This is a genomic window from Streptomyces sp. NPDC005955 (genome assembly GCF_042871255.1).
In the GTDB taxonomy this organism is placed as follows: Bacteria; Actinomycetota; Actinomycetes; order Streptomycetales; family Streptomycetaceae; genus Streptomyces.
This window is the reverse complement of sequence record NZ_JBIAIF010000012.1, coordinates 157,161-174,970: the sequence shown is the minus strand read 5'-3', so window position 1 is coordinate 174,970 and position 17,810 is coordinate 157,161. Positions and strand designations below refer to the sequence as shown.

Annotated in this window: 16 protein-coding genes; 7 read left to right on the top strand and 9 right to left on the bottom strand. The window is 74.9% G+C overall.

Annotated elements, in window-relative coordinates; translation table 11 throughout:
* Window positions 1–10 precede the first annotated feature (10 nt).
* Window positions 11–427, top strand: a complete 417-nt coding sequence (locus ACFYOU_RS25785) for a hypothetical protein (RefSeq protein ID WP_391308833.1) — start codon at window positions 11–13, stop codon at window positions 425–427.
* 14 nt (window positions 428–441) lie between these two features.
* On the opposite strand, the gene ACFYOU_RS25780 is transcribed toward ACFYOU_RS25785, so the two are convergent.
* Window positions 442–1,623 carry a glycoside hydrolase family 6 protein gene (locus ACFYOU_RS25780; protein ID WP_391308832.1) on the bottom strand — a complete coding sequence of 394 codons (1,182 nt, stop codon included), beginning with the start codon at window positions 1,621–1,623 and terminating at the stop codon, window positions 442–444.
* Window positions 1,624–1,810: 187 nt separating this feature from the next.
* Between ACFYOU_RS25780 and ACFYOU_RS25775 the strand changes: the two genes are divergently transcribed.
* Entirely contained in the window at window positions 1,811–2,503 is a 693-nt protein-coding gene (locus ACFYOU_RS25775; protein WP_391308831.1) for a DUF5995 family protein, read from the top strand.
* A 23-nt stretch (window positions 2,504–2,526) separates the two neighbouring features.
* Here ACFYOU_RS25775 and ACFYOU_RS25770 read toward each other — a convergent pair whose 3' ends face one another.
* On the bottom strand, window positions 2,527–3,273 hold the full coding sequence (locus ACFYOU_RS25770; protein WP_391308829.1) for an SDR family oxidoreductase: 747 nt from the start codon (window positions 3,271–3,273) through the stop codon (window positions 2,527–2,529).
* 119 nt (window positions 3,274–3,392) lie between these two features.
* Between ACFYOU_RS25770 and ACFYOU_RS25765 the strand changes: the two genes are divergently transcribed.
* Entirely contained in the window at window positions 3,393–4,007 is a 615-nt protein-coding gene (locus ACFYOU_RS25765) for a TetR family transcriptional regulator (protein ID WP_391308828.1), read from the top strand.
* A gap of 72 nt (window positions 4,008–4,079) precedes the next feature.
* Here the strand turns inward: ACFYOU_RS25765 and ACFYOU_RS25760 are convergent, their stop codons facing one another.
* On the bottom strand, window positions 4,080–5,771 hold the full coding sequence (locus ACFYOU_RS25760) for a flavin monoamine oxidase family protein (RefSeq protein WP_389769137.1): 1,692 nt from the start codon (window positions 5,769–5,771) through the stop codon (window positions 4,080–4,082).
* Between the two features lie 539 nt (window positions 5,772–6,310).
* On the opposite strand from ACFYOU_RS25760, the gene ACFYOU_RS25755 reads away from it, so the two are divergent.
* Complete coding sequence (locus ACFYOU_RS25755) at window positions 6,311–7,060, top strand: UTRA domain-containing protein (RefSeq protein ID WP_391308825.1); 750 nt, start codon at window positions 6,311–6,313, stop codon at window positions 7,058–7,060.
* Between the two features lie 27 nt (window positions 7,061–7,087).
* On the opposite strand, the gene ACFYOU_RS25750 is transcribed toward ACFYOU_RS25755, so the two are convergent.
* Entirely contained in the window at window positions 7,088–7,543 is a 456-nt protein-coding gene (locus ACFYOU_RS25750; RefSeq protein WP_387000888.1) for an Lrp/AsnC family transcriptional regulator, read from the bottom strand.
* 117 nt (window positions 7,544–7,660) lie between these two features.
* Window positions 7,661–9,103, bottom strand: coding sequence for a GuaB1 family IMP dehydrogenase-related protein (locus ACFYOU_RS25745; protein WP_389769144.1), 1,443 nt, complete (start codon window positions 9,101–9,103; stop codon window positions 7,661–7,663).
* 377 nt (window positions 9,104–9,480) lie between these two features.
* On the opposite strand from ACFYOU_RS25745, the gene ACFYOU_RS25740 reads away from it, so the two are divergent.
* The 3 genes from ACFYOU_RS25740 to ACFYOU_RS25730 are packed head-to-tail and all read left to right on the top strand — an operon-like array spanning window position 9,481 to window position 12,976.
* Window positions 9,481–10,734, top strand: coding sequence for a lycopene cyclase family protein (locus ACFYOU_RS25740; protein ID WP_391308823.1), 1,254 nt, complete (start codon window positions 9,481–9,483; stop codon window positions 10,732–10,734).
* Window positions 10,731–11,450 carry a class I SAM-dependent methyltransferase gene (locus tag ACFYOU_RS25735; RefSeq protein WP_391308821.1) on the top strand — a complete coding sequence of 240 codons (720 nt, stop codon included), beginning with the start codon at window positions 10,731–10,733 and terminating at the stop codon, window positions 11,448–11,450. The genes ACFYOU_RS25740 and ACFYOU_RS25735 overlap by 4 nt, the downstream gene beginning before the upstream one ends.
* Complete coding sequence (locus ACFYOU_RS25730; protein ID WP_391308819.1) at window positions 11,447–12,976, top strand: FAD-dependent oxidoreductase; 1,530 nt, start codon at window positions 11,447–11,449, stop codon at window positions 12,974–12,976. Before ACFYOU_RS25735 ends, ACFYOU_RS25730 begins: the two co-directional genes overlap by 4 nt.
* Before the next feature lie 36 nt (window positions 12,977–13,012).
* On the opposite strand, the gene ACFYOU_RS25725 is transcribed toward ACFYOU_RS25730, so the two are convergent.
* Genes ACFYOU_RS25725 through ACFYOU_RS25710 form a run of 4 tightly spaced genes read right to left on the bottom strand, consistent with a single transcriptional unit; the run spans window position 13,013 to window position 17,769 of the window.
* Entirely contained in the window at window positions 13,013–14,020 is a 1,008-nt protein-coding gene (locus tag ACFYOU_RS25725; protein ID WP_391308817.1) for a DUF5914 domain-containing protein, read from the bottom strand.
* Complete coding sequence (locus tag ACFYOU_RS25720; RefSeq protein WP_391308815.1) at window positions 14,017–15,021, bottom strand: squalene/phytoene synthase family protein; 1,005 nt, start codon at window positions 15,019–15,021, stop codon at window positions 14,017–14,019. The genes ACFYOU_RS25725 and ACFYOU_RS25720 overlap by 4 nt, the downstream gene beginning before the upstream one ends.
* The gene (gene crtI / locus ACFYOU_RS25715) at window positions 15,008–16,531 is read right to left on the bottom strand and encodes a phytoene desaturase family protein (protein WP_391308814.1); all 1,524 of its coding nucleotides are present in this window, start codon (window positions 16,529–16,531) and stop codon (window positions 15,008–15,010) included. Before crtI ends, ACFYOU_RS25720 begins: the two co-directional genes overlap by 14 nt.
* The gene (locus ACFYOU_RS25710) at window positions 16,528–17,769 is read right to left on the bottom strand and encodes a polyprenyl synthetase family protein (protein WP_391308813.1); all 1,242 of its coding nucleotides are present in this window, start codon (window positions 17,767–17,769) and stop codon (window positions 16,528–16,530) included. The genes crtI and ACFYOU_RS25710 overlap by 4 nt, the downstream gene beginning before the upstream one ends.
* Window positions 17,770–17,810: the final 41 nt, after the last annotated feature.

The following is a 17,810-nucleotide window of genomic DNA, read 5'->3' as shown; positions in this document are numbered from 1 at the left end:
GGAGTTGGCCGTGGGGAACGTGCTGCCGGTGGCCGTCGGGGCCGCCATCGGTCTCGTGGGCGTCCTGCTCGGTTCGTGGTTCACCGCGCGCCGGCAGGACCGCATGTGGCTCCGCGAGCAGAAGCTCCGGGCCGGAATCGGCTTCAACACGGCAGTGGTCCAACTGCTGGACCACCTGAAGGAGACCCGGCTCGGCGACGACGGACCCGGGGCCAACGAGGTGGCGGACCGGATGCAGGAGGCGCGTTCGGCCCTCTACCTGCTCTGCGCCGACGCCACCGTCGACCTCGCCGACGCCCTCGCGCGTCGGGTCTGGAGCACCCGGCCCACCGACGGCAGCGACGACCGTAGGGCCGAGTTCCAGGAGACGTTGGACCTCCTGCGTCGCTTCACCCACCAGCTCAAGAAGGAGATCGCCAGCACGTAGCCCGGCGCAACGGCCTAGCCGCCGGTGGCGAGTTCGTAGGCGTACGCCGGGGTGAACGTTCCCGGTCGGCCCCGGCAGCCGTCCGACTCGCCGGGCAGCTTGACCCACAGGTACGCGTCGACGCGGGACTCCCCCGTGGTCAGGGTCGGCGGCCGGCCCAGCGCACGGCCGGCCGGATCGCACCAGGCGCCGTCGGTAGGCGCGCCGTTGCCGTTGCGGCTGGTGTCGACCACGGCACCGAGACCGGGGGCCCCGCCGAGGGCGTCCAGCACGGCCCGGGCGAACGCGTTCTCGTCGGCGGTGCGGTGGAAGTTGGAGACGTTGGTGAAGATCCCGTCCGAGGAGTCCGCCGATCCGGCCCCCGCCTCGCGCAGTCGGGCCGCGATGGTCTCGGGGGCGTGCCAGCCGGAGTGACCGGCGTCGAAGTAGACCCGGGCCCGCGGATTGGCCTCCTTCAGCACCCGACCGGCCCGGGCCAGGGACCGGTAGCGCCGTTCGCGGGCGTCTTCCGACAGGCAGTCGGCGAGGGCGACCGCGTCGGGTTCGAGGACGACGATGACCTCGTCGTCGCCGAGCCCGGCGGCGAACCGGTCGATCCAGTCGTCGTAGGCGGCGGTGTCGGGGGCGCCGCCCTGGGAGGCGCCGCCGCAGTCGCGGTCGGGAACGGTGTACGGGACCACCACCGGGACCCGTCCGCTGTCCGATCCGCCCGAGGTCACGGCGCGCACCCGGGCGGTGATGTTGGTGGGGGTGTAGTCCGCGAACCAGACGGCGGCGGGGCGCTCCGCGATCCGGGACCGGATGGTCGCGGCCCGGGGGTCACCGGGGTTGTCCCGTACCCAGTCCAGCACCTGGGACTCGGGGTGCCGGTAGAGCCCGCCGGACGCGGGGGCCTTCCGGGTGACGGGCGCACGGGTCGTGGGGCGCGCGGGGGCGGACCCGGTGGCCGGCGGGCGCGGGGTGCGGCTCGCGGGGGCCGACGGGGTGGTGGTGGGGTCCGGGGTCGCGCTCTCGTCCGGTGGGGCGGAGCGCCGGGGCGAGGGGGACGGTGGCGGTTCGACCGGCAGTGGCGGGACGATCGGGCTGGAGGTGATCCGGGGCCGCGCCTCGTGCGCCGGCCCGCCGCGCTCCCGCAGTGCGTCGAGCGTGCCGGCGACCGTACCGAGCAGGGCGACGGCCGAGGCGGCCAGCACCATCGCGGTCCGGTGCCGTCCGTAGCGGCGACGGGGACGACGGGTCGCACCCGTCCGCCCATCGGGTCGCCTCGCGTGCGCACCGGGCACGGCGCCTCCCCTCCCCCGGTGCCGTGCGACCGTTCCCCCGTTCCGGGGAAGCCCCGGCCCATCGGCACCCGGGACAGCCTAGAGCTGGGACGCTGCCGCCATGACACGGTTGACGGAGTTCCCCGCACCGACGCACGGGGTGGACGCGGTGGTCCGGGCCCTGCGCGCGCTCGGTGCGCAGTGGCCGCCGGGCGACGGGGTGTCGGTCTTCAACCGCGTCTACCTGACCGTCACCGAGCGGGTCGGCCGGGACGTCCACGGCGGTGGCTTCCCCGACCGACGGGCCGCGACCACCCTGGCCGTCCTCTTCGCCCGGCGGTACCTGGTGGCGGTGCGGGCGGTGCAGGAGGGGGAGCGTCCGCCGGCCTGTTGGCAGCCGCTGTTCCAGTTCCGCCGGCATCCCGGGGTACGTCCGGTGCAGTTCGCGCTGGCGGGCGTCAATGCGCACATCGGGCACGATCTGGCGCTGGCCGTGGTGGACACCTGCCGTACGCTCGCTTGCGAACCCGCCGATCTGGAGGACGAGTTCGACCGGGTCGGCGAGTTGCTCGTGGCGCTGGAGGAGCAGGTGCGCGAGGAGTTGATGCCGGGCCCCGACCTGCTGGAGCTGGCGGATCCGCTGACCCATCTGGTGGGGGCGTGGAGCCTGGAGCGGGCGCGGGACGCCGCCTGGTCCTCGGCCCGTTGCCTGTGGGCGCTGCGCCGGCTGCCGGAGCTCGGTGACGAGACCGCCGCCCGGCTGGACGCAGCGGTCGGCCTCGTGTCCCGCTGTCTGCTGACCCCGTCCCGTTGAGGCCGCCGGGCGACGCCCCGGGGTTACGCGTTGGTCCCGGCGTCCACGGTGATCGCCGCTCCGGTGATGTGCCGGCCGCCCGGTCCCGCCAGATGGGCGACCGTCGCGGCCACGTCGTCGGGGGCCAGGAAGCGTCCCAGCGCCGACAACGCCCGCTGGTCGTCGGCGTCCTGGCCGTCCCCGGGGTTCATGTCGGTGTCGGTGGACCCCGGGTGCACCACGTTCACGGTGATGTCCCGCGGGCCGAACTCCCGGGCCAGCGCCCGGGTCAGCCCGCCGAGGGCCGCCTTGCTCATGGAGTACAGCGCGACACCGCCGAACGGCACCCGCTCGGCGAGGTTGCTGCCGATGCTGATGATCCGCCCGCCCGCCGGCAGGTGCGGCGAGGCGGCCTGCACGGCCAGGAACGCCGCCCGGGCGTGCACCGCGAGCGCCCGGTCGAGCTCTTCGAGGGTCACCTCCTCCATCGGCCCGAAGGGGAAGATGCCCGCGTTGTTGACCAGGACGTCGAGTCGCCCCAGTTCGTCCGCCGTGCGCCGGACGGCCTCGACGACGGCCGCCGGATCCGCGGAGTCCGCCTTGATCATCAGTGCTCTGCCGCCCAGCGCTTCGACCTCGGCCACCACCGCCTCGGCGCGCTGCGCACCGAGGTCACTGACGTAGGTGAACGCCACGGCCGCCCCGTCCCGGGCGAGTCTGCGCACGACGGCCGCCCCGATGCCCCGGCTGCCCCCCGTCACCAAGGCGACCTTGCCGGTCAATGTGCTCATCCCCGCACCCCTCCCATTTCTGTGTCGATCGCTACAGAATCTTTCACCCCCGCACCCCGGCACGTCAAGGCATATATTTGTCGCTCGTTACAGAATTGCTCGACCGGAGGGAGACCGCCATGACCCCGCCCCGTGGACGCCCCCGCGCGTTCGACCGGGACACCGCTCTGGCCCGCGCCATGGAGACCTTCTGGCAGTACGGCTACGAGGCCACCTCGGTGACCGACCTGACCGCGGCGATGGGCATCAGCTCACCAAGCCTGTACGCGGCCTTCGGCTCCAAGGAGCAACTGTTCCGGGAGGCCGTCGCCCTCTACGACGCCACCGAGGGCGAACCGGCGACCCGGGCCCTGGTCGAGGAGCCGACCGCCTACGCCGCGGTGGCCGCCGTCCTGCGCATGAACGCCCGTGCCTACGCCCATGACGGTCGTCCCGCGGGCTGCATGATCGTGCTGTCGGCGATGAACTGCTCCCCGTCCGGCTCCGGGGTGCGCGACCACCTCGCCGAGCGCCGTCGGGAGGGCGTGGACGCCCTGCGCGCCCGGCTCGACCAGGGGGTGCGCGCGGGCGAGTTGACGCCCGGCACCGACACCGCGACGGTCGCCGCGTTCTACACGGCGGTCCTCCAGGGCATGTCGGTACAGGCCCGGGACGGCGCCGGTCACCCGGAGCTGGACCGGATCGCGGACCGTGCGCTGGCCGCCTGGGACGCGGTGACGGCGCCCACCGGCTGAGCCGGGGACGCCGTCAGGAGGGGACGCGGGGGAACGCAGGGGAGGCCGGGGCCGGGCCGGGGGCCGGCCGGATCAGTCCTCCGGCAGTTCCACCGGGGCGATCTCGTCGTACACGTCACCCGGGCCCGGGTTCGTGGCGTCGGTCTCCCCGCCGAGTTGGCGCATCACGCCCCACACGGCGTTGAGCGCGGTCTGGACGGCGCCCTCGGCCCAACCGGCGGTCCAGGAGATGTCGTCGCCGGCGAGGAAGATGCCCCGCTTGTCCTCGGGCAGCCGGTCCTGCATGAAGTGCGTGAACAGCCGTCGCTGGTACCGGTAGTGACCCGGCAGGTTGGCCTTGAAGGCCCCCATGAAGTACGGCTCGTTCTCCCAGGACACCGTCACCGGGTTGCCGATGATGTGCCGTCGGACGTCGACGTCCGGGTAGATCTCGCCGAGCGACTTGAGCATGACCTCCATGCGCTCGTGCGCGGAGAGCGGGAGCCACTTGAGGCTGTCGTCGCACCAGGTGTACGAGAGGCAGATGACGGCGGGCTTGTCCGGACCGTCGTCCAGCAGGTAGGTGCCCCGCGTCATCCGGTCGGTGAGGGTCATCGACATGACGTCCCGGCCGGTCACCTCGTCCTTGTCCAGCCAGAACGGCCGGTCGACGGGGACGAACAGCTTGCTCGACTCCATGTAGTGGGTGCGCTCGATGGCCGTCCAGTGGTCGATGGGGAACAGCTCGTCGTCGCAGTCGATCTTCGACAGCAGCATCCAGGACTGGGCGGTGAACACGACCGCGGGGTAGGTGTGGATGTCGCCCGTGGCGTCGGTGACCGTGATCCGGTTGCCCGCCGTGCGGTGCAGGCGGGTCACCGCGGGACGCGGGGCTCCGTCGTGCAACGAGGACAGCGAGGTGCCCGGCGCCCAGTGGACGATCTTGCCGGGCGCCCGCTCCCACAGCCGCAGCGGAAGCTGCTGGCTGCCGCCGACGATGCCGCGGTGGTGGTCGTCGGCCTCGGTGTACACGACCCGGAGGATCTCCAGGATCGAGTTGGGGAAGTCCGTGTCCCACCCACCGGTGCCGAACCCGACCTGGCCGAAGATCTCCCGGTGCCGGAAGGACCGGAACGCCTCCGAGTCACAGAGGAAGCCGTAGAAGGTCTGGTTGTCCAGCTTCTCGACGAGTCGCGCCCAGATCTCCCGTATGCGGGGGACGTCGCGCTCGCGCATGGCCTGGTTCATGTCGGAGAAGTCGGCGCCCTCCTCCAGGCAGGCGTTCCACGCCTCGGCGACCTGGCGGTACACGTCGGGCAGGTCGTCCAGGGTGCGGGCGTAGTGGGACTCGCCCTTGAGGTCGACCACGGTCGACGGCGTCGTCTCGGCGAGCGGGTTGGGGAAGGGCCGGGTCTCCAAGCCCACCAGGTCGATGTAGTGCTGGAGCGCGGTGGACGAGGGCGGGAACCGCATGGCGCCCATCTCGGCGGTGAGCGAGGGGTCGCAGCCGTCGAAGCCGACGGTGCGCAGCCGTCCGCCGATCTGGTCGGCCTCGTACACCACCGGCTTGAGGCCCATCTTCATCAGCTCGTACGCGGCCACGATCCCGGACAGTCCGCCGCCGACCACTGCGACCTCGGTGCCGTGCGCCGTCGCGGGAACCTGCCCGAGCCCGGCCGGGTGGCCGAGGAAGTCGTCGTACGCGTAGGGGAAGTCCGGACCGAACATGGTGATCGGCGGCTGCGCGTCGGTGTGCTGGACGGCTGTGGGCACCGTGGACGTCATGGGGTGGGGACTCCTTGCACGGGGGACTACGGCCGCGGTGGCGGCGGGACCTCGGGGGCCGGCGGGAACTCGGGGGGAGGCGCAGGGCCGTCCTCGACGGTACGTTTCGGCGTTCCACCGGGACAAGACGCGTCCGTTGCGCGTGACCTGGCGATTCATTGCGTTCTGCGAGCCCATCGCGGCGATTCGTTGCGCTCCGGGGCCGGTCCGGGTGGGGTCAGGGCGCCCGTCCGTGCGGGACGGGCCGGCGGGGCCGTGGGGGGCGGGCCGGCCGGGCCGTGGGGGGCGGGCCGGCGGGGCCGTGGGGGCGGGATGACTTGTCCGAACAAGTTGCCCCGCACACGCGCGACGCGACCCTCCATTGGATGAAGGCTCAACGAACGGCTCGTCCTCGCTGCCTGGATACTCACCGCCCCTCCCGGAGCGCACGGAACCTCGTCTAGGGTGGGGACCGCCGCACATGCTGCGCACACGCACCGGCCCCACGACCACTGCGGGCGGGGCCGGCTGAACGGACGGACACGGGGAGGACGGGGAAGATGGCGCCCCGGCACGAGGAGATCGCTCAGGAACTGCGCCGGGCGATCGACAGCGAGGAGTACCCGGTGGGCGCGCTACTCCCGCCGGAAACCGCACTCGCCGCCCACTACGGCGTCTCCCGGGGCACCGTCCGGCAGGCCGTCACCGCACTGACCGCCGAGGGGCTCATAGGGTCCCGACAGGGCGCCCGCCGGGTGGTGCTCGCCGGCCGCCGCGGCCAGAGCTTCGCCGAACTGCGCAGCTTCGCCCGGTGGGCCCGGTCGATGGGACGCGAGGCCAGCGGTCGGGTCATCAGCTCGGAGTACCGCCCGGCCGGAGCGCAACACGCCTTACGGCTCCGACTCCAGCCGGGCGCACGCGTCCTGCACGTCCTGCGGCTGCGCGGGCTGGACGGCGAACCGGTCCTGCTGGAGCGGACCGTGTACGCGGGCTGGATCGCCCCCGCGGTGGAACGCGTCCCGGCCGACGCCCCCTCCGTCACCCAGGCGCTGTTCGAGGACACCGGGCTGGTCCTCGCCCACGGGGAGCACCTCATCGACGCGGTGGCGGCCGGCGCCCGGGACGCCGAACTCCTCGACGTGCGACGCACCAGCCCGCTGCTGCGGGTGCGACGGACCACGACGACCCGGGAGGGCCGACCGGTGGAGTGCTCCGAGGACCGCTACCGCTCGGACGCGGTCGGCTTCAGCGTCCACACCTCGCTCCACCACAACACGCTGGCCCGCCGTACGGGTCCGGGCCTCGGCTGACCGCCTCGCGCCCGGCCGGTCGCGGGATCAGCCCGGCGTACCGGACGAGAAGCGGCGCAGCAGCGGGGACAGCACCAGCACCGACTTGGTGCGCTCCACGAAGGGCTCGGCCGCGATGCGTTCCAGGACGCGCTCGAAGTGCCGCATGTCGGTGGCGAAGACCTGCACCACCGCGTCGGCGGCGCCGGTCACGGTGGAGGCCGCCACGACCTCCGCGTACGGTTCGAGTCCCCGGTGGATCTCGTCCACCGACGTGTTGCTGCGGCAGTACAGCTCGATGAAGCCCTCCGTCTCCCAGCCCATGGCGGCCGGGTCGACCCGGACCGTGAACCCGGTGATCGCGCCGGTCGCGCGCAGCCGGTCCACCCTGCGTTTGACGGCCGGTGCGGACAGGCCCACCTGTTGGCCGATGTCGGCGTAGGAACGGCGGGCGTCCTGGGCGAGGGCGTGGACGATGGCTTCGTCGAGGTCGTTCAGTCGCACGGCGGGTCGTTCGCTTCTCTCACTGGCCCCGGCTGCTGCGGGGACGGCGGTGGGCCGTCCCCGCAGTAGAACACGGCCGTGACCGGGCCCGCCCGGAGGCGGGCGCGACCCGGTCCGTCAGTTCCAGCTCGCGTGCAGCGGCTTGCCCTCCGCGTAGCCGGCGGCGCTCTGCACCCCGACGATCGCCCGCTCGGCGAACTCCTCCAGCGATCCGGCACCCGCGTAGGTGCAGGAGGAGCGCACGCCCGCGATGATCGAGTCGATCAGGTCCTCCACGCCGGGCCGCTCCGGGTCGAGGTACATGCGCGAGGTGGAGATGCCCTCCTCGAACAGCGCCTTGCGGGCCCGGTCGTACGCGGACTCCTCGCTGGTGCGGTTGCGGACGGCCCGGGCGGACGCCATGCCGAACGACTCCTTGTACAGCCGGCCTTCGGCGGACTGCTGGAGGTCGCCCGGCGACTCGTACGTCCCGGCGAACCAGGAGCCGACCATCACGTTCGACGCGCCGGCGGCGAGCGCCATCGCGACGTCGCGGGGGTGGCGCACCCCGCCGTCGGCCCAGACGTGCTTGCCGTACTTGCGGGCCTCCGCGGCGCACTCCAGCACGGCGGAGAACTGCGGGCGGCCCACGCCGGTCATCATCCGGGTGGTGCACATCGCGCCCGGTCCGACGCCGACCTTGATGATGTCGGCGCCCGCCTCGACGAGGTCGCGGACGCCTTCGGCGGCGACCACGTTGCCCGCCACGATCGGCACCTCGGGACCCAGCGCGCGGACGGCCCGCACCGCGGCGATCATCGACTCCTGGTGGCCGTGGGCCGTGTCCACCACCAGGGTGTCCACGCCCGCGTCGAGGAGCTGCTTCGCCTTGCCGGCGACGTCCCCGTTGATGCCCACGGCCGCGGCGATCCGCAGCCGGCCGCGCGCGTCGGTGGCCGGGGTGTACAGGGTGGCGCGCAGGGCGCCGCGGCGGGTGAGGATGCCCACCAGCCGCCCGTCGGCGTCCACCGCGGGGGCGTACCGGCGGTTCGCCGAGTCGAGCTGGTTGAACGCCTCGCGGGGGTCGATGTCCGCGTCCAGGATCAGCAGGTCGCGCGACATGACCTCGTTGAGCTGGGTGAACCGGTCGACCCCGGTGAGGTCCTGGTCGGTGACCACACCGATCGGCCGGTGGTGCTCGTCGACCACGACGCCGGCGTGGTGGGCCCGCTTGGGCAGCAGGGCCAGCGCGTCCGCGACGGTCTGGTGGGCGACCAGCACGATGGGGGTGTCCAGCACGAGGTGGCGGCTCTTGACCCAGCCGACCACGTCGGCGACGACCTCGATCGGGATGTCCTGGGGAATCACCACGATCCCGCCGCGGCGGGCCACGGTCTCGGCCATCCGTCGGCCGGCTATCGCGGTCATGTTGGCGACGACGAGCGGAATGGTGGTGCCCGAACCGTCCGGGGACGAGAGGTCCACGCCCTGCCGGGAGCCGACGGCCGAACGGCGCGGGACCATGAAGACGTCGTCGTAGGTCAGGTCGTACGGGGGCTTGAGGTCATTCAGGAAACGCACGTGCTGCTCATCCCAGTCGATCAGAGGTGGCCCCCGAACAGGTCAGTCGGGGGAAAAGCACGTACTTCAGTGTCCCACGAGACGGCTCCGCACCGACCTGGGACGATCATCCAGGGCGCGGAACGGGGCGTTCGTCCTTTCCTCCAAGACCCTGCCCCGCTCGGGCTCCTCCCACCCTGCCCGCCCTGGCTCCTCCCACCCTGCCCAGCCCTGGGACCGCCGGCTCCTCCCCGCCCGGCGGTGCGTACCGCGTTTTCGCCCCGGGACGCGGAATCGTGTCCCCCGCGGCGCATCCGGCGTCGCGTCCGATCCGGAAGGGGTCGGTGGACGGGCGGGCCCGCCGTTCCGTCCCGACCCGGTGGCAAGGAGGGTGACGGGTGTCCGGCACCGACGTGGTGATCGTGGGCGCCGGCGCGGCCGGGCTGTCGCTGGCCCACTGGCTGACCGAGCAGGCTCCGCCCGCACCCCTGTCCACACCCCTGTCCACGCCCCCGTCCGTACCCCTGTCCGTGCCGCTGTCCGTGACGCTGATCGACGCTCCGGAGGGCCCGCTGCGCCCGCCCGACCGCACCTGGTGCTTCTGGGAGGAGCCCGGCGGCCCCTACGACGCGTTGCTGACGGCGTCCTGGGACCGGCTGCGGGTGCACGGCCCGGACGGTGCGGCGACGACCGGACGGACGACGCCGCTGCGGTACAAGATGCTCCGTTCCACCGGGTTCGGCGCCGCCGTGGGCACCCGGATCGCCGCGGCGGGGGTGCGGCGGCTGACGGCCGTCGTCGACGGGATCGTGGACGGCCCGGTCGGCCGGGAGGGCGCCGAGGTGCACGGCACCCGTGCGGACGGTTCCCCGCTGCGGCTGCGTGCCCGCTGGGTCTTCGACTCCCGGCCGCCGCGGGTGACTCCCCCGGCCCGCACCGTGCTGCTCCAGCACTTCCGGGGGTGGTTCGTCCGGACGCCACGGCCCTCGTTCCCGCCGGACACCGCCGATCTGATGGACTTCCGCACCCCGCAGCCGGCGCGCGGCCTGTCGTTCGGGTACGTCCTGCCGACCGGCCCGTGCACCGCCCTGGTCGAGTACACCGAGTTCTCCCGCACCGTCCTCACCGGCGAGGGCTACGACCGGGCCCTGCGGCACTACCTGGACCGGGTCCTCGGCATCGACGGGTACGAGGTCACCGCCGTCGAACAGGGAGTGATCCCCATGGCCGACACCCGCTCGACGGTGCGGGCGGGGGCTTCGGTGTTCCGGATCGGCGCCGCGGGCGGGGCGACCCGTCCCTCCACCGGGTACACCTTCGCCGGGGTGCAGCGGCAGGCCCGGGCCGTCGCCGCGCTGCTGCACGCCGGACGCGTCCCCGTGCCGCCGCCGGCCCACGGCCCGCGGGCCCGCGCCATGGACGCCGTGCTGCTGCGGGCGCTGGACACCGGCCGGGTCGCCGGCGCGCCCTTCTTCACCCGACTGTTCCGCACCGTGCCGCTGCCGACGCTGCTGCGCTTCCTCGACGGGGACACCCGCCCGTCCGAGGACTTCGCGATCGGGCTGCGCACCCCCGTGCGGCCGATGCTGCACACCGCCCTGGAACTGCCCTTCGTCCCCCGCCGCGCCACCAACGGAAGGCCCCCACGATGACCCTGCTGCGCGACGACGCCCTGTCGGCCGCGTTCGACCACGCGTCCCGCTCGTACGACCGGTTGACCGCCGTCAACCCCGGCTACCACCGCCAACTGCGCCGCTCCGCGCACCGGCTCGGGCTGCCGCACGACGGCACCGGGCTGCGGATCCTGGACCTGGGCTGCGGCACCGGGGCGTCCACCGCCGCCCTGCTGGCCGCCGCGCCCCGGGCCCGGATCACCGCGGTCGACGCCTCGGGCGGCATGCTGGCGCGGGCCCGCGCCAAGTCCTGGCCGTCGAACGTGAGCTTCGTCCGGGCCCCCGCCGAGGCGCTGGCCGAACACGGGGTGGTGGGGCCGTTCGACGCGGTGTTCGCGGCGTACCTGTTCCGCAACCTCAGCGACCCCGATCCGGTGCTGGGCGCGGTGCGCGAACTCCTGGCGCCCTGCGGGCGGTTCGCGGTGCACGAGTACGCGCTGAGCGGCCGGGGCGCGCACCGCGCCGTGTGGTACGCGGTGTGTGCCGGGATCGTGCTCCCCGCGGGTGCGCTGAGCGGGGACCGGGCGCTGTACCGGCACCTGCTCGGCAGCGTGACCGCCTTCGACACGGCGCCCGCGTTCGGCGAACGGGTGCGGCGGGCCGGGTTCACCCGGGTGCGGGTGCTGCCGGTGTCCGGCTGGCAGACCGGTGTGGTGCACACCGTCGTCGCGGCGGCCCCGGAGGCGGTGGCGTGAGCGGCCGCCACGGACGCGACCGCAGGTCCGTCCTCCTCCCCGCTCCGGCGGGACGTCCACGGGCCGCGGACCCCGCCCCTTCGGTGGCGGTCGTCGGCGGGGGCATCGCCGGACTCACCGCGGCGACCGCGCTCGCCGAACGCGGCGTACGGGTCACCCTCCACGAACGGGAACCGGTGCTCGGCGGGCGGCTCGCGGGCTGGCCGGTGCGGTTGGCGGACGGCTCGGCGGTGACCATGAGCCGCGGGTTCCACGCCTTCTTCCGCCAGTACTACAACCTGCGGGCCCTGCTGCGCCGCACCGACCCCGGACTCGAACGGCTGCGGGGGCTGCCCGACTACCCGCTGGTGCACCGCGACGGGCTGACCGACGGCTTCGCCCGGGTGCCGCGGACCCCGCCGTTCAGCGCCCTCGGCTTCGTCGCGCTCAGCCCGTCCTTCGGCTGGCGGGACCTGCTCCGGATGGACCCGCGGGCCGCCCTGCCGCTGCTGGACGTGCGGGTGCCCGAGGTGTACGGGCGGCTGGACGGGACCAGCGCCCGGGACTACCTGGAGGAGATCCGGTTCCCGGCGGCGGCCCGGCACCTGGCGTTCGAGGTGTTCTCCCGGAGCTTCTTCGCCGACCCGCGGCAGCTGTCGGCCGCGGAGCTGGCGTTGATGTTCCACATCTACTTCCTCGGCTCCAGCGAGGGGCTGCTCTTCGACGTGCCCACCGAGCCGTTCCCCACCGCACTGTGGGATCCGCTCGCCGCCCGGCTGGACCGGCTCGGCGCCGAGGTGCGCACCGAGTGCGGCGTCGAGGAGGTGGACCCCGGCGCCGCCGACGGGCCGTCCGTCACCGTCGGCGGTCGGACCACCCGGTACGACGCGCTGGTGCTGGCGCTCGACACCGGCGGACTGCGGCGGCTCGTCGCGGCCTCACCCCGGCTGGGTGACGGGCCGTGGCGCGCCCGGGTCCTCGCCGCGCGGGAGGCCCCGCCGTTCCTGGTCTCCCGCCTCTGGCTCGACCGGCCCGTCGCACCGGAGCGGGCCGGCTTCCTGGGCACCAGCGGCTTCGGGACGCTGGACAACATCAGCGTCCTGGACCGTTGGGAGGGGGAGGCCGCGCGCTGGGCGGCCCGCCACGGGGGCGGTGTCGTGGAACTGCACGCGTACGCCCTGGCCCCGGACGCCGACCGGGCCGCCGAGCAGGCGCGGCTGCTCCAGCAGCTCCACCGGGTGTACCCGGAGACGGCCCGCGCCCGGGTCGTCGACCAGCGCCACGAGTGGCGGGCGGACTGCCCGCTGTTCCCGGTCGGCGGCTACGCGCGACGCCCCGCGGTCACCACCGCGCACCCCACGGTGGTCCTGGCCGGCGACCACGTCCGCAGCGGGCTTCCGGTGGCCCTCATGGAACGTGCGGCCACCACCGGCTTCCAGGCGGCCAACGCCCTCCTCACCCGCTGGGGCGTGCGCGGTCATCCGCTGCGCACGGTCCCCCGGCGGGGCCGCGTCGCCGTGCTGCGGGCGCTGGCCCGCGGGAAGTGACCGGCGGGACGTGACCTGCGGCGCCGGCCCCGGTGGTCAGCCGGGGAACCGGCCCGCGGCCCGTAGCTCCCAGCGCCGTTCGGCGTAGGCGAGGTCGTCCCGCCACAGCCGCGCCGCAGCCCGGCGCATCACGGGCCGCACCAGGGGCGCCAGCCCCCGGGCCACCGCGAAGCCGCCCCGGTCGGAGGCCGCGAGCACCGCCTCCACGACCGCGGTCCGCGGCCCGCGCCCCGCGCCGCCGGGGGTCGTCACCGGTGTGGCGTGGGTCTCCACCACCGACCCCGCCCCCTCCCCGGTCACGATGCGCATCACCACGGTCCGCGGTCCGGGCGCGGTGAACTCGGCCCGCACGGGCACCACGACCCGCCCGGCGACCTTGAAGGACACGTCCACCACGAACACGTCGTCGTCCCCCGCGGTGTCCCCGGGGGCGCTGACCACGCTCAGGTCGACGAACGAGTACGGGTGGAACCACGCCCCGTGCCAGGGGTCGAGGCGATTGGCGACGACGTCCTCCGGTTCGCAGCGCCCCACCGCCAGGCACACCGCGTCCACCGCCCGTGTCGCCTCCGGTCGCGGGGGCACCGGGGGGAGTGCGGTGGGCTCCTCGCCCCCGGGGCGGTCGAGCCGCACCCAGACGAGGACTCCGTCGTCGTGGGCCGGGTACGGCGCCCACCCGGCGAACGGCCGTCCGTCCAGGGCGAGTCCGTGCCAGTGGCACACCAGCGTCCCGCACCGCACCGGGCTCTGCCGCAACGGGGCTCCGAGGTGCGGGCAGGCGCCGGGCCCGGCCACCACCGCGCCGGCCGCGTCCCGCCACAGCACCAGTTCGACCCCGGCCACGGTCCGCCCCAACGGCCGGTCCGCCGTCAGCTCACGGCTCGCCCCGACCACGTACCAGTTCCCGGTGGGGCGCTCCTGGGCGCGGGCGAGGGCGCGGGCGATGATCGCCGGCTTCGCCTCCGACCAGGTGGGCCGCTGTCGTTCCCAGGGCACCGGGGCGCGCCGCAGCCGCAGCGGTACGTACGGCCGGCGGGGGGTCATCGGGCACCGCCGGCGGTGGAGGAGGGACGGGGCCGGTGCGGCGCGGGCGGTGGTGGACCGCAGGCGTCGCGGTGGGCGAGGCGGGCGAGCACCGCGGCGGTCAGCCCCCGTGCGGCGACCGCCGCCCGTCGGCCGCGCCCCACCACGGCCCGCCGGTGCAGCACCGCGTACCCGTCGTCGGCGACGGCGTCGAGGATCGCCCCGTAGAGCACGAAGGCGGTGCGCACGCAGGGCCGGGAGACGGGTTCGAGGAGGTCGATGCCGGGGGCGGCCCGGGCGTAGACCTCGCGGGTGAGGCGGGCCGCGGCGATCAGCGCCGCGGTGATCGCGGCGTCGCGGCGTCCGGTGCGGCGGCTCCACTCCAGCAGGTCCCGGTCGACGCCGTGCGCGGCGAGGAGGTCCGCCGGCAGGTAGACCCGGCCCCGGTCCAGGTCCTCGCCGACGTCGCGCAGGAAGTTGGTGAGCTGGAAGGCGACCCCGAGGTCCGCCGCGTACGGGGCGGCCTCGGCGCGGGGCACGACGGTGCCGAGGACGGGCAGCATCTGGAGGCCGATGACGGCGGCGGAACCGTGCATGTAGCGGCGCAGTTCGGCGTAGTGGGGGTAGTCGGTGACGGTGAGGTCGTCGCGCATGGCGGCCATGAAGTCGGTGAACAGGGCGGGGTCGACGGCGTACCGGGCGGCGGTGTCGGCGAGGGCCCGCACCACCGGCTCCGCGGTGGGTTCGCCGCGGAGTTGGGCGGTGAGCCGCCGGTGCAGTGCGTCGAGCGCTGCGGCCCGGTCCTCGGGGCCGGCGTCCGCGCCGAGGTCGTCGACGATGTCGTCGGCGTGCCGGGCGAAGCCGTAGAGGGCGTGCACGGCGGGGCGGCGGGCGGCGGGCAGCAGTCGGGTGGCGAGGAAGTAGGTGCGGCCGTGCCGGGCGTTGAGCCGACGGCAGTGCGCGTAGTCGGCGCGCAGGGCGGGGTCGCTGATCCCGGCCGCGTCGAGTTCACGGTCCGTCATGGGCGCCGACCCTTCCGGGGCGGGGGCGGGCGGTGCGCCGGCCGGTGATGCGGGCGGCGGCGAGCTTGCCGGAGATGAGGACCGTCGGCACGCCCACGCCGGGGGTGGTGCCGCAGCCGGCGAGTACGGCGTTGGTGGTGCCCGACACCAGGTTGCGGGGGCGGAACGGGCCGGTCTGCGCGAAGGTGTGCGCCACCGCGAACGGTCCGCCGGCCGCGTGCCCGGCCGCCGTCCAGTCGAGCGGGGTGACCAGGCACTCCTCCTCGATCGCGGCGGCGAGCCCGGGCAGGTGGCGGCGTTCCAGCACCCGGAGCAGGGCGTCCCGGTAGCGCGGCCCGAGCGTGCGCCACTCCTGCGCCCCGGGCCCGAGGTCGGTGTTGGGGCAGGGCGCGAGCACGTAGTGCAGATGGCGGCCGGGCGGGGCGAGGGAGGGGTCGGTGGCGGTGGGCCGGGTGATGAGCAGCGACGGGTCGGTCATCAGCCGCCCGGTGGTGAGTTCGCGGAAGGTCTCCCGCCAGGCGGCGCCGAAGGAGATCGTGTGGTGGGCGAGGTCCGGCCAGGTGCGGTCCGTCCCGGTGTGCAGGACCACGGCGGACGGTGCGTGGCGCAGCCGCCGGGGGCGGCGCGGGGCACGGCCCAGCAGGCGGTAGGCGACGGGCAGGTCGGGGGTGAGGACGACCGCGTCGCAGGCGATGCGCTCGTCCTCGGTGTGCACGGCGGTGATCCGTTCGCCGCGGCGCTCCAGCCGGGTCACCGTACTGCCGTAGCGCAGGGTGGCGCCGGCGTCGGCCGCCGCGTCGGCCATCGCCCGGGGCAGCGCGTGCACCCCGCCGCGCGGGAAGTACACCCCGGCGACGGTGTCCATGTAGGCGATGACGGCGTAGGCGGCGAGCGCCCGGGCGGGCGGCACCCCGGCGTACAGCGACTGGAAGGAGAAGACCCGCCGCAGCCGTTCGTCGGAGAGGAACCGGCCGATGCGGGCGTCCAGCCGGCCGAAGCCGCCGAGGGCCGCGAGGCGGGCGAGGTCGGGGTGCAGCAGGCCGAACGGGGAGTCGAAGTCGGTGTCGATGAACCGCCGCATCTGCACCTGGTACAGCTCGGTGAGCCAGGCCCGCAGCCGCCGGTACCCGAGGGCTTCGCGGGCGCCCGCGAAGCGGTGGACCTCGGCCTCCATGGCATCGGCCCGGGTGTGCACGTCGAGACTGGAGCCGTCGGCGAACCGGGCCCGGTAGGCGGGGTGCAGCGGGACCAGGTCGAGCCGGTCGGACAGCTCCTCACCGACGGCGGCGAAGGGTTCCGCCATCAGTTCGGGCATGGTGAGCACGGTCGGCCCGGTGTCGATCCGGTAGCCGGACCGGTGCAACAGCCCCGCCCGTCCGCCCGGTCCGGTGTCCCGCTCCACGAGGGTGACCCGGCGGCCCGCGCCGAGCAGGTGCAGTGCGGCGGAGAGTCCGGCGAGCCCGGCCCCGACCACCACCACGTGGTCGGTGGGCCCTGCAAGGGTTCTCATCGGGGGGCTCCTTCGCTGGGGTGGGTCGAGGGCCGTTCACCGCGGGCGACGGCGGTCAGCAGCCGTCCCAGGTGCGCGAGCGCCCCGGGGGAACCGGCGGGTTCCGCGGTCGCCAGGTGGCGGCGGGCCAGTTCGGCGAGGTGGTCGATGCGCGCTTCGACGACGTCACGGGCGCCGGTCATGACGAGGGTCGTCCGGACCCGTTGTAGGTCGGCGGCGCTGAGGTCGGGGGCGCCGAGCGCGGCGTCGAGCACGGACACCGCGGCCCGGTCCCCGCAGGCTTCGGCGCGGGCCCGGCCGACGGCCGTCAGATAGGTCAGCTTGCCCTCGCGGATGTCCTCGCCGGAGGGCTTGCCGGTGTCGGCGGGGTCGCCGAAGGTGCCGAGCAGGTCGTCCCGGAGTTGGAAGGCGATGCCGGCGCAGCGGCCCGCCGCGCACAGGGCCCGGGTGACCTCGTCGCCGGCCCCGGCGAGGGCGGCCCCGAGGGCGAGCGGCCGTTCCACCGTGTACAGGGCGCTCTTCAGCCGGGCCACCCGCAGGGCCTGGGCGCGGGAACGGGCGCCGGTGACCTGTCCGTGCAGGTCGAGGTACTGGCCGGCCACCATCTCGGTGCGCAGCGCACGCCACTGGGCGCGGACCGGGCCCCGGACGGCGGGTGGCAGGTCGGTCTCGGCGACGACGTCGTCGGCCCAGGCCAGCGCGAGGTCGCCGACGAGGACGGCGGCGCTGGTCCCGAAGTCGGCGCCGGCGTGCCGCGCCCCGGGTCCGTAGCGGTCGCGCAGCGCGGTGTGGACGGCGGGGCGGCCCCGGCGCAGCGGGGAACCGTCCATCAGGTCGTCGTGGACGAGGGCGCAGGTCTGGAGGAGTTCGAGTCCGGCGGCGAGCCGGAGGGCGGGGTCGACGGCGTCGGCGAGGGCGCCGCAGGACCGCAGGGCCCACCACAGGAACTGTGACCGCAGTCGTTTGCCGCCGTCCAGGGTGAAGCGGACGGTCCGCGCGGCGACGTCCTCGGCGAAGACGGCGTCGATGAGCGCGGATTCCCGCTGCCGCTGCGCGAGCAGGGTCGCGAGGACCCGGCCGACCTCGGCGGGCACGTCCGCGTCGGTCCGCCGGGCGCGGTCGGACGGGGACGGCGGGTGGCGGCGCACGACCGGTTCGCGCGGCGGGGGTTCGCGCAGCGGGGCCCGGCCCGCTGGCGGCCTTGCGCCGGGGTGGTCCTGGGCGGCGGTGCGGCGCATCGCGCCTCCTCTCGTCGCGTGGCTCGGCTGACTCCCGGAAC